Origin of the sequence: Methylocaldum sp. (genome assembly GCF_039794385.1) — a bacterium.
Taxonomy (GTDB): Bacteria; Pseudomonadota; Gammaproteobacteria; order Methylococcales; family Methylococcaceae; genus Methylocaldum.
The window spans coordinates 1-11,808 of sequence record NZ_JBDIVO010000128.1 but is presented as its reverse complement, the minus strand read 5'-3'; the positions used below and the strand labels follow the sequence as shown (position 1 = coordinate 11,808).

At 59.1% G+C, this 11,808-nt stretch carries 10 protein-coding genes; 8 read left to right on the top strand and 2 right to left on the bottom strand.

Annotated elements, in window-relative coordinates:
• Window positions 1-238: 238 nt before the first annotated feature.
• Together ABJK70_RS12470 and ABJK70_RS12465 are read right to left on the bottom strand one after the other, a co-directional pair.
• Window positions 239-1,912 carry a serine/threonine-protein kinase gene (locus ABJK70_RS12470; RefSeq protein ID WP_347258139.1) on the bottom strand — a complete coding sequence of 558 codons (1,674 nt, stop codon included), beginning with the start codon at window positions 1,910-1,912 and terminating at the stop codon, window positions 239-241.
• 54 nt (window positions 1,913-1,966) lie between these two features.
• Window positions 1,967-2,788, bottom strand: a complete 822-nt coding sequence (locus tag ABJK70_RS12465; RefSeq protein ID WP_168183830.1) for a GGDEF domain-containing protein — start codon at window positions 2,786-2,788, stop codon at window positions 1,967-1,969.
• A 339-nt stretch (window positions 2,789-3,127) separates the two neighbouring features.
• Between ABJK70_RS12465 and rpe the strand changes: the two genes are divergently transcribed.
• The 8 genes from rpe (at window position 3,128) to ABJK70_RS12425 (ending at window position 11,332) form a co-directional block, all read left to right on the top strand.
• Window positions 3,128-3,823, top strand: coding sequence for a ribulose-phosphate 3-epimerase (gene rpe / locus ABJK70_RS12460; protein ID WP_077728769.1), 696 nt, complete (start codon window positions 3,128-3,130; stop codon window positions 3,821-3,823).
• Between the two features lie 2 nt (window positions 3,824-3,825).
• Window positions 3,826-4,506 carry a phosphoglycolate phosphatase gene (locus ABJK70_RS12455; protein ID WP_347258138.1) on the top strand — a complete coding sequence of 227 codons (681 nt, stop codon included), beginning with the start codon at window positions 3,826-3,828 and terminating at the stop codon, window positions 4,504-4,506.
• 149 nt (window positions 4,507-4,655) lie between these two features.
• The gene (gene trpE, locus ABJK70_RS12450; RefSeq protein ID WP_086134325.1) at window positions 4,656-6,146 is read left to right on the top strand and encodes an anthranilate synthase component I; all 1,491 of its coding nucleotides are present in this window, start codon (window positions 4,656-4,658) and stop codon (window positions 6,144-6,146) included.
• Window positions 6,143-6,730 (top strand): aminodeoxychorismate/anthranilate synthase component II, encoded by a 588-nt coding sequence (locus tag ABJK70_RS12445; protein ID WP_156880336.1) that lies wholly within the window; start codon window positions 6,143-6,145, stop codon window positions 6,728-6,730. Before trpE ends, ABJK70_RS12445 begins: the two co-directional genes overlap by 4 nt.
• 9 nt (window positions 6,731-6,739) lie before the next feature.
• Window positions 6,740-7,768, top strand: a complete 1,029-nt coding sequence (gene trpD / locus ABJK70_RS12440; RefSeq protein WP_077728773.1) for an anthranilate phosphoribosyltransferase — start codon at window positions 6,740-6,742, stop codon at window positions 7,766-7,768.
• Window positions 7,761-8,564, top strand: coding sequence for an indole-3-glycerol phosphate synthase TrpC (trpC, locus tag ABJK70_RS12435; RefSeq protein WP_347258137.1), 804 nt, complete (start codon window positions 7,761-7,763; stop codon window positions 8,562-8,564). The genes trpD and trpC overlap by 8 nt, the downstream gene beginning before the upstream one ends.
• 248 nt (window positions 8,565-8,812) lie before the next feature.
• On the top strand, window positions 8,813-9,622 hold the full coding sequence (locus ABJK70_RS12430) for an inositol monophosphatase (RefSeq protein WP_347258136.1): 810 nt from the start codon (window positions 8,813-8,815) through the stop codon (window positions 9,620-9,622).
• Between the two features lie 312 nt (window positions 9,623-9,934).
• Complete coding sequence (locus ABJK70_RS12425; protein WP_347258135.1) at window positions 9,935-11,332, top strand: L,D-transpeptidase family protein; 1,398 nt, start codon at window positions 9,935-9,937, stop codon at window positions 11,330-11,332.
• Window positions 11,333-11,808: the final 476 nt, after the last annotated feature.

Below are 11,808 nucleotides of genomic sequence, written 5' to 3'. Positions count from 1 at the left end.
GCCCTCTCCAGCGGGAGAGGGTTGGGTGAGGGGAGATTAAAAGGTATTGATTCTTTTGATCCCCTCATCCCAACCTTCTCCCGGAGGGGAGAAGGAGTAACATCTTTTGCGACACCCTCAGAGAGAGCTTTTGGTTTTACTTTCTTGGCTATCGGCAAGCCAGGTTTTGAGTGTTCGCACCGATGTTCTCGCTGCAATCCGCTCCCAATAGCGCTTCGCCACCTATGGCCGAGTTTCGTTATCGCGGCGGTCCGAAAGGTGGCGGGGGCGGGTGTCCCTCGGGCACACAGGCGAAATAGGCGTGAACCTGTTCACAGCGTCCCCGTGCCGGTGGCCTGCCCGGAGGATGGAGATTACAGGCCATTCCCGCCGTCCTGCCTAGACAGGCCTCGATGGCATGGCGAGGCGGCGGGTAGGGAGGATGATCGAAACGGTGTACGAATTCGGGCTGTCCCGGTTGCCTGTTCTCCGGTCCCCAGGCTTCGGGCGCCCTTTCCGGCGGAAACGGCGGCGGCGCCGGAATAACAGCGGGCTCTTCCCTTGGAGGTGGTGGGGGCGGGACGGGTTCTTTCCACGAGGGCGGAGACAATGGAACTGCCGCGGGTTTTTCCGCCGGGGCGATGACGGGTTTCTCGCTTGTCGCGGGAGGGTTCTCCGGTCGTCGGGACAGGTCTACCGGCCCGAAAATGACGAGACCCCAAACCAGCAGAGCCGTTCCGAACAGCACCCACAGCCAGGCGGGAACAGAACGACTGCGCTTGAGCAGTCCGAGATTTCTGCCGCACTTTGCACAGCGGAAATGGCTCGGATTCGCATCCATCGGAACGGATGTTGCCGTCTTGCAGTGAGGGCAGTTCAGACGGGTACGACCCGACGATGGCGGCATTGGCTTTCGCGGAACCGCGGTCGATTCGGACTGTCCGGGGCCATTGGCCGGTACGGGAGGCATGAGCATTGCCCGAAGTTCCGGGATGGTCTGAGGGCGCCGTTCCGGATCGACGGCCAAGGCCATCATGACGGCTTGGCTGAAGCGGGTCGTTATGGATGGAATCCGCTGATGCGGAGGCACCATTTCATCCTTTTTGTACCGGCTGATCGCCTCCTGCGGCTTTACGCCGGTCACCAGATAATAAAGCGTGGCGCCGATGGCGTAGATGTCGGCGGCAGGGGCGAATTCGTGCTTTTCGAGATATTGCTCGAAAGGAGCGAAGCCCGGCGTCAGCATCACGGAGAGCGTCCGGCTTCTTTGCCCGTGCAGGGCGAGTCGGGCGGCGCCGAAATCGAGCAGGATGGGAGTTCCGCCTTTCGCCAGATAGATATTGGAAGGCTTGATATCCCGGTGGAGAAAGCCTTTTTCATGGACTTCCTTCAAGCCGTCCAAAACGGGAAGCATTAGGGCTGTTGCCGTGGCCTCGTCGAGCTTGCCGCCATTGCGCTTGAGATATTCTTCGAGAGAAATGCCTTCGCAGTAGTCCATCACCAGATAGGCGGTGTTGTTCTGCTGAAAGAACTCCCTGACCCGCACCACGTTGGGATGGCTGAACTTGCACAGGGTTCTTGCCTCCCGCAGAAACTGTTCCAGTCCATAGGCGAATTCCTCGCTGCCATCGAGCGTGTGTGGCGTAACCGTCAGGCTGTTGGCCTCCCGTGCCACCAGGTCGCGGGGCAAATATTCCTTGATCGCCACCGTGGTGTGCAGCACCAAGTCCCAGGCGAGATAGGTCACGCCGAAACCGCCGGGTTTGCCCAGGATGCGTCCGACGAGGAATTTGTTGTTCAGGACGGCCTGATAAGGCAGTGCGAAAGGGCTGCGCCGATGATCCGGCCGATACCCGCAGGCGGGGCAAACCGCGGATTCGCCCTTGTCCTGCATGCAGCCCATGCATAAGTTGCCGAAACTGTCGACAGCCATGTGTTTGCCGACTATGGACGGTGGGTTTTTGGCAAAAACACGGGATTTATGCGTTTACCCACGGCCGCGAAAGACAACCGTCCGGTTTCTGCCCGCATTTTTGGCCTGGTATAGCGCGCTGTCCGCTCGTTCTATCAGATTCCGGGAAGAGCAGGTTGCCGCCTCGGCCGGTCCGAAGGAGGCGGCGCCCAAGCTGATGGTAACCTTGATTTCTTCTTCATCCTGGACGATGGCGGCGGTTTCGACCGCGTACCTTAACTTCTCGGCCGTGAATTCTGCTTGCTCGGCATCGCTATCCGGCAGGACGATGGCAAATTCCTCACCCCCGTAGCGGCTGAAAATATCGCTGTTTCGCAGATGGGTTTTCACTGTGTTGGCGACGTGCAGCAGGACCAGGTCACCGGTCTGGTGACCATAGGTATCGTTGATGCGCTTGAAGTGATCGATATCGAACAGAATGATGGCGAATTTCGTCGGAAATAACTGGCTGTAACTGCATTTTTGTTCGAGATAGTCCAGAAAGAATTTTTTATTGAGGATCTGCAGCACGGGATCGAGCATCGCGAGCTTGTGCAATTCCTCGTGGTAAGCGAGTTCCAGGCTGTTGTTGGCGATGAATTTGAAAAGGGTGTTTCCGAAAGTGATCAGATCCTGGTCGCGTAAGACGCATAGCATCTGTTTTTCCATATTGACGAGAGTTCCGTTCTTGCTGTTTTGGTCCTCGATGATGAATTCGGATCCCCGCTTTCTGATGACAGCATGTTTCCGGGATACGGAACTCTCGTCGATTTGGGCGTCTGCGCTTTTGGATCGGCCGATGACCATTTCGTCTTTATTCAGAACGATCCGTTTCCCCACATGGGGACCTCTAATCATGATCAGGCAAGCCACCAACTCGTTTCGGCCGGTTTTTCTTTCGGACCATTGTGTGGCGCATGGCCTCGTTGTTTCATCTGGCGATGTCTCGTTTCCCATATTTTCCCCCGGGAAGATAGCGGACTTTTGCGTCGGCATTTTTTAAAGGATAGGAGTTTATCGGCGCATCGGGCGGGTAACGTTGGTGGGGCCTCGGCTTGCCCGTCCGAAAGCCAAATGTGAAAATACCCAATCCATTCGGATCGGCGCCCGCGATTGATGACCGATACCGGTGTTCCCAGTTGGATTTTAGCCGGAGCGTTATGAACGTTCCGTTTTTTCTTTAGAGAGCCATCGCCTATGAACGAACTCTGGATTGCGCCTTCGATTTTGTCCGCCGATTTTGCCCGCCTCGGCGAGGAAGTGGTAAACGTTCTGAACGCCGGCGCGGACATCGTCCATTTCGACGTGATGGACAACCATTACGTCCCCAACTTGACCATCGGCCCTCTGGTGTGTGAAGCGCTGCGCAAGCATGGCGTCACCGCGCCCATCGACGTGCATCTGATGGTCAAGCCGGTGGACCGCATCATTCCCGATTTCGCCAAGGCCGGAGCAAGTTACATCACGTTTCATCCGGAAGCTTCCGAACACGTGGACCGCAGCCTTCAGCTGATCAAGGACTCGGGCTGCAAAGCGGGGCTGGTGTTCAACCCGGCAACGCCGCTCAATTATCTGGACCACGTGATGGACAAGCTCGACATGATTCTGCTCATGTCCGTCAACCCCGGTTTCGGCGGCCAGTCTTTCATTCCCTATGTGCTGGACAAACTGCGCGAGACCAAGCGGCGCATCGAGGCCAGCGGGCGCAACATCCGTTTGGAAATCGACGGTGGGGTGAAAGTGGACAACATCCGCGAGATCACCGCGGCCGGGGCCGACACCTTCGTGGCCGGATCGGCCATTTTCGGTGCCGGAAAGGACAGCGATCCGAACCGCTACGACTCGGTCGTGCGCGCATTGCGCGAGGAAATGGCCAAGGCCAGAGCCATTTGATAATGCTGGATCGCACGCCGGAGCTCATTGCTTTCGACCTGGACGGCACGCTCGTGGACAGTTCGCCGGATCTGGCTGCTGCCGTCGATGCCATGCTGGGCCGGCTGGGCTTGCCGCCGGCCGGGGAATCGCGGGTGAAAGGCTGGATCGGCAACGGCGTCGACATGCTGGTGAAGCGCGCGCTGACCGGAGAAATGTGGCCTCAAGGCGAGCCGGCGCGATTCGCCGAGGCCTTGCCGATGTTCATGGATCTGTACGAGGCGAACGTCTGCAATCGCAGTCGCTTGTTTCCGGGTGTTGCCGAAGGGCTGAAACTGCTCAAGGCGGCGGGTTTCCGCCTGGCGTGCGTCACCAATAAGCATTCGAGGTTCACCCGTCCGCTGCTGGATCGGTTGGGCGTACTGCACGATATGGACTTCGTCGGTTGCGGCGATCAATTCGAAAAGCATAAGCCGGACCCTTATCCCTTGCTGAAGACCGCCGAATTTTTCGCAGTCGAGCCTTCCCGCGGTTTGATGGTCGGCGATTCCGCGAATGACGTGAAAGCCGCGCGGGCGGCTGGGTTCATGGTCGTCTGTGTGCCTTATGGCTATCATGGCGGCAACGGCGTCGAGTGTTTGGGGCCGGATGCCGTCGTTTCGTCCCTGACCGAGTTGCCCGCATTGTTTAAGCAAGCCGCGTGAGCATCATGCATCGACCTATTCTGAAAGAGCGATGGCGTCACTGAACCAGCCTCAAACGTAAACCGGGTTGGGCCGGAAGGCCTTAACCCGAGGAATGGCTTATTGGGTTACGCTTCGCGAACCCGCCCTATCTCGATGGACAAGACATCATGACGCCCGAACGATTTCAGCAGTACGCCGATCAAGGCTACAACCGCATTCCGCTGGCTCGCGAGGTCCTTGCGGATCTCGATACGCCCCTGAGCGCCTATCTCAAGCTGGCCGACTCGCCTTATTCCTATCTGTTCGAGTCCGTGCACGGGGGCGAGCAGTGGGGGCGTTATTCCATCATCGGTCTTCCGTGCCGCACCGTGATCCGGGTATGCGGTTCGGAAATAATGGTCGAGAGGGACGGACGCATCGTCGAGGCGAATCGCGTCGATAATCCCCTGGACTGGATTCGCCGCTACGGCGCACGCTTCAAAGTTCCGCAGATCGAAGGCTTGCCGCGTTTCACCGGCGGGCTGGTCGGCTATTTCGGCTACGAGACGATTCATTACATCGAACCCCAGTTGCACTGCGAAAAACCCGATCCGATCGGGGTACCGGACATTTTGTTGATGGTGTCCGAGGATGTGCTGGTATTCGATAACCTGTCCGGCAAGCTGCTGGTTCTGACTCATGCCGATCCCTCCGAGGCGAACGCCTACCATCAGGCGCAGGACCGGCTGGAAACGCTGATCCAGGGGCTTCGGCAAAACCGTTTGCCGGCGAATCGGGGGCAGGGGACGCAAAGACGGGTCGATGAAAGCGACTTCGTCTCCGGCTTCACCCAGGAGGGTTTCGAAAACGCGGTGCGAAGGGTGAAGGAATACATCGTCGAAGGGGATGTGATGCAGGTGGTTCTTTCCCAACGCTTGTCGATTCCGTACTCCGCCTCGCCCATGGATTTGTACCGTGCCTTGCGCTGTCTGAATCCCTCGCCTTACATGTTTCACCTGAATCTCGGGGATTTTCACGTCGTCGGTTCTTCGCCGGAAATCCTGGTGCGCGTCGAGGACGAAACCGTTACCGTCCGGCCGATCGCCGGCACCCGGCGGCGCGGCAAGACCCACGAAGAGGATCTGGCCCTGGAGCGGGAGCTTTTGGCCGACCCCAAGGAAATCGCCGAGCACCTGATGCTGATAGATCTCGGCCGCAACGACACCGGGCGGGTGGCGGAGACCGGCAGCGTTCGCGTTACCGACAAGATGATCATCGAACGTTATTCCCACGTCATGCACATCGTATCCAACGTCACCGGCCGATTGGCCAAGGGCAAGGACGCTTACGACGTGCTGGCCGCGACATTTCCCGCCGGCACCGTCAGCGGCGCGCCCAAGATCAGGGCCATGGAAATCATCGCCGAGCTGGAGCCGGTCAAGCGCGGAGTCTATTCCGGCGCCGTGGGCTACATCGGCTGGTCGGGAAACCTGGATACGGCCATCGCCATCCGCACCGCCGTCATCAGGGACGGCACCCTGCATATCCAGGCGGGAGCGGGCGTGGTGTACGATTCCGTTCCCCGAAACGAGTGGGAGGAAACGCTTAACAAGGGGCGCGCGGTGTTTCGCGCGGTCGCCATGGCGGAAGCCGGGATCGAAGGAGGGCGGAGCTTATGAGCGCTCGCGTATTGATGATCGATAACTACGATTCGTTTACTTACAACCTGGTACAGTACTTGGCGGAGTTGGGCGCCGACGTGGAAGTGGTGCGCAACGACCAGATCGACGTCGAGGAAATCGAAACGTTCGCCCCGGACAAGATCGTCATTTCGCCGGGACCGTGCACGCCGAAAGAGGCGGGCATCTCGGTGGACGCCATCCGCCAGTACGCGGGCAAATATCCCATTTTGGGCGTCTGCCTCGGCCATCAGAGCATCGGCTACGCGTTCGGCGGCAATATCATTCACGCCAAGAGCATCATGCACGGCAAATGCTCGATGGTGCATCACCGGAATACGGGGGTATTTCGCGGGTTGAACAATCCGTTCCAGGCGACCCGGTATCATTCCCTGGTCATCGAGCAGGAAACGCTTCCCGAGTGCCTGGAAGTCACCGCCTGGACCGAGGACCGGGACGGCAAGATCGAGGAAATCATGGGCGTCAGGCACAAGCAGCTCGCCATAGAGGGCGTGCAATTCCATCCGGAGTCCATCCTGACGGAGCAGGGCCACGACCTGCTGCGAAATTTTCTGAATCAGTAAGGATTCGCGATGGAAATGCCTGTCGTCCTGCAGACTCTGTTGGATAAGAAAAATCTCGGCGCGTCGCAGATGCGCAAGGTCATGCGCACCATCATGAGCGGCGGCGCCACGCCGGCGCAGATTGGAGCCTTTTTGGTCGCGCTTCGCGCCAAGGGCGAAAGCGTGGAGGAAGTGGTGGCGGCGGCCAAGGTGCTGCGGGAGATGGCCACCAAGGTTCCGGTCAGGGGCGATCATCTCATCGACACCTGCGGCACCGGCGGCGACGCCAACCACACGTTCAACATCAGCACCACGGCGGCATTCGTGGTAGCGGCGGCCGGCGGCAAGGTGGCCAAGCACGGCAACCGCTCGGTTTCCAGCCGTTCGGGCAGCGCCGACGTGCTGGAGGCGGCGGGCATCAATCTCGATTTGACGCCGGACCAGGTCAAGGCCTGTATCGACCGGATCGGCCTGGGATTCCTCTTTGCCCAGCGCCATCACGGCGCCATGAAGTACGCCATCGGCCCGCGGCGGGAAATCGGCGTGCGGACCTTGTTCAATCTGCTCGGACCGCTTACCAATCCGGCCGGCGCGCCCAATCAGCTGGTCGGCGTTTTTTCCGACGTCTGGGTGGAGCCGCTCGCGGAAGTGCTGCGGCAGCTCGGCAGCAAGCATGTGCTCGTGGTGCATGCCGAGGACGGGCTGGACGAAATCAGCATCGGCGCGCCCACTCACGTCGCGGAACTCAAGGACGGTCAGATCACGACCTATAGGCTGACGCCGGAACAATTCGGCATAAAGCGCGCGCCCTTGAGGAAACTGACCGTCGATACCGCTGCCGCGAGTCTGAAGATGATGCTGAGCGTGCTCGACAAGGAACCGGGTCCGGCTCGGGACATTACCGTTCTCAACGCGGGCGCGGCGATTTATGCGGCCAATCTGGTGGACAGCCTGGAGGCGGGCGTCGAGCGTGCGAAAGCGGTCATCGACGACGGTTCTGCCCGACGGAAGCTGGACGCCTTGATCGAATTCAGCCAATCCATAGCCATTCATGAATAATCCCCCCGACATCCTGCAAAAGATTCTGGCCCGCAAAGCGGAAGAAGTTACCGAGCGCCGTTTGCGCACGCCGCTGGAGGACGTCCGGCGACAGGCACAGGATGCCGATGCGCCCCGCGGTTTCGTACGGGCCTTGCGGACTAGGATCGAAGACGGCGCGGCCGCCGTCATTGCCGAAATCAAGAAGGCTTCGCCCAGCAAGGGCGTGATGCGGCCGGATTTCCGCCCGGCGGACATCGCCCGGAGCTATGCCGATCACGGCGCGGCTTGCCTTTCGGTGCTGACCGACCGGGATTTTTTTCAAGGCTCAGAGGAGTACCTGAAAGAGGCCGGAAGCGTTTGTTCGGTGCCGGTGCTGCGGAAGGATTTCATGATCGATCCGTACCAGGTGTTCGAGGCCCGCGCGATCGGGGCGGATTGCATTCTGCTGATTGCCGCCGCCTTGAGCGATGCGGCCATGCGCGAACTCGCGGATGTCGCCGTCGACCTCGGCATGGACGTGCTGGTGGAGGTACACGATGCCTCCGAATTGGAACGCGCCTTGCGCCTAGACCTGCCGCTTGTCGGCATCAACAATCGGAATCTTCGCACCTTCGAGACCCGCCTCGACACGACGCTCGACCTGCTGGAACGGATTCCGCCAGGCCGCTTGGTCGTGACTGAGAGCGGCATTCATACGCCGGAGGACGTGTCGCTGATGCGGCGTCACGGCGTCCACACCTTTTTGGTCGGCGAAGCGTTCATGACGGCGGAAGATCCGGGCGTTCGTTTACAGGCCTTGTTTGCTTCAAACTAAGGTGGATTCGGTGCCGCATCGTCCTGGGATGGTGTCGCAACGGTAGGCCGGGATGACGACCGAATCGCGGCAACCCCGGGGAAATGCTGGGTTTCGTTCATCAACCCAGTCGACGTGTTAAGCTCACGACATTAGCCCTCTCGGAGAGGGCAGGGGTGAGGGTAATCGAAAGATCGCTTTCTTTCCGTAATTTGCAGTAACACGGTTGTTGGACACTCATTCACTGAGCCCACCAAGGCATAGCCTTCATGCTTCCTCATCTCGACGATCTCGCGATTCTGGTTAAAGCGGTAGCCAAGGAAGAATTGCTGCCCCGGTTTGCGGGAACCGAACGCCGGTTCAAACCCGACGGCAGCGTCGTTACCGAAGCCGATTTCGCCGTGCAAAAGCGGCTGACTATTGAATTGCGCGAGCGTTATCCGGCGTTCGAACTGCTGGGCGAAGAAATGGACGCTCAGCGGCAACAAGAACTGCTGGCGCAAAACGATAACGGGCTCTGGTGTCTGGATCCCCTGGACGGAACCAGCAACTTCGCCGCAGGTCTGCCTTTTTTCGGTATTTCGCTGGCTTTGCTCATCGAGCGCAAACCGGTCTTGGGGATCGTCTACGATCCTATCCGCAATGAATGCTTCACCGCGCAGCGCGATCATGGCGCCTGGCTGAACGGCGTTCGACTCAGGGTTCGCCCCACGGATCTGCCGCTGCGGCGCAGCTTGGCAGTGGTGGATTTTAAACGCTTGGGGCCGCTGGCGGCGAAGCTGGCCGCCCGTCCCCCATACAGTTCGCAACGCAATCTAGGTTCGGTGGCTTTGGAGTGGTGCTGGCTCGCAGTCGGCCGATTCCATGTTTATCTGCACGGCAAACAAAAGCTCTGGGACTATGCCGCGGGCGCGCTGATCTTATCCGAAGCCGGAGGCCATGCGGAGACCCTGCAAGGTGAGCCGATTTTCAGCCCGGAATTGCAGCCCCGTTCGGTGGTCGCTGCCGGCGATGCATGTCTGTTCGAGGAATGGAAGACCTGGCTGGTTGAACAGTCGAGCGGCGTCGATTCTCCCTGATCTTTTTCATGCGGCAGGACTTCCGTTTCCGGCCTGATGTGTCTCGGCCGCAGAGCCGATTGCGAAATCACATTGTCCGTTTATCCCTCGATATGGTCCGATCGTCGCCGTGAGCCGGGATATCGGCGACATGCGGCGTTCGATTCCGGTGATATCCTATCGCAACCTTGAGCATGGAGATGGGGCGGAACGGAAGCCGAGTCGATGCCGATAACGACGCACCGCGAAATCGATGGCCCAGATATGGAGTGGTATGGGCATGTACCTTGCATAAACGGCTATTTTTTGGTCAGACGCGGAGGGGTTAATATCGTGAGTGATGCTGTTCTTGTACGCCAAGGCGCGCCATATTCGGATCGTCCGGTACACGCCGGCGATTTCAATCGCACAAGGGCCTTTAGTCAGCCCATCGCTCAACTGCGCTTGCCGCTGCTCCTTCTTGTCGCCGGTTTTCTTCACGCCTGCGCTTGGTCGCCTTTCCGGCAGGAAGAGCCGAAAGCCCCTCCCGAGCCGCTGGTCGAAAACATCGAGGGCAACCGCTTTGCGTTGGGAAAAGACGACAGTATCGTCGGACAACTGGCGACGGTGAATATAGCGGAAGGGGATTCTCTTCCGGACGTGGCCCGGCATTTCGGTCTGGGCCTGGAAGGGGTCGGTGAGGCCAATCCCGATATCGATCTATGGGCGCCGCAGCCGGGCAGTCGGGTTATATTGCCGATGCAGTTCACCCTTCCGGACGCCCCGCGCAAGGGCATAGTCGTCAATCTCGCCTCTATGCGCCTTTTTTATTTCCCGAAAAAGAAAGGCGGAGAGGTGGTCACCTATCCGGTCGGCATCGGCCGCGAAGGCCGTTCCACGCCGACCGGCGAAATGCTGGTCGAGCGGAAGACCAGTCATCCGACCTGGCACGTTCCGGAGTCCATTCGCAGGGATCACGAGAAGAAAGGCGATCCTCTTCCGGCGGTAGTGTCGCCTGGCCCCGACAATCCCCTGGGCGACTACGCCATGTATCTGAGCCGTCCGAGCTATTTGATTCACGGCACCAACAAACCGTATGGCATCGGACTTCGTGCGAGTAACGGCTGCGTCCGACTTTACCCGGAAAATATCGAAACGCTTTATCGGGAAGTGCCGGTCAAAACGCCCGTGCGCATCGTCAATCAGCCCTATTTGGTGGGGTGGCGCAACGGCGAACTTTATCTGGAGGCCCATAAGCCTCACGAGGAACTCAATGCAAAGCAGCTCAAGAAAAATCTGATGGCCGCGCTCAAGAAAATCGAAAAGAAGCAGGAGCGAAAGCTGGATTGGCCACGCATCGAGCAGACCGTGAGCGAGGCTCGGGGCATTCCGGTACCCATTTTCGAGAACAGCGAAAATCTCGCTCGGCTGGTGAGTAAAGCCGTGGCTCTGAAATATCCCGATGAGCTATACGGTCGGCCGAAAACGCCGGCGATGACCGATAGCGGCTGGTACATCACGGCGCTGGAATCGGGGGACGAATTGAGCGCTCAGCGTTTGGCGGCGGTTCTGAATCATCAGGGACCGCAGATTCCGGCCCGGGTGGTGGCCCTGGAGAACGGACGCTTCAAAGTCATCGCCGGCCCCTTCAAAGACAGCAAGGCGACCAAGGCGGCGGCGAAGCGGATGAAGATCGATCTGGATATCACGGGCGATATCGTGTCGCCGAAAGAGCGCGTGAGTCTCAAATAGCGTTTATCCCCGAGGCGGCATCCAAACGCCGGTAACGGCTGCCGCCTCGTCCCGGCGGCGTCGATCGCCTCGGGCGAGATGGTCCGATTTCAGGTCGTAGGTCGGCAATCCTTTGCCGACGACCCTCGCTAAGTACATTCCGCAAATATTTGCGGAATCTCGACAGATTGGCTTGATTGGCGGGGTTGTCCTGCAGGTTGCCTATGCCGCAAGACTTCCCTGAATGTACTTAGAGCATTTTCATACCGATTGTACGGGCACTCGCGAGTAGGTCGGGAATCCCTTCCAATCGCAAACGGTCGCTTTAGTCGCGACCCTTCCCGACGCCGCCGTTGGGCCAACGGGTTCGTCGGCAAAGGATTGCCGAATGCTTGAATCCATTCACCCGAGCCGAAAGCCCAACGACTTCCGCCAAGCCGGTTTTGCCGTACGAGCGAGATAAAAACGCTCTAACTCCAAAGCGCTTTAAATCAAGG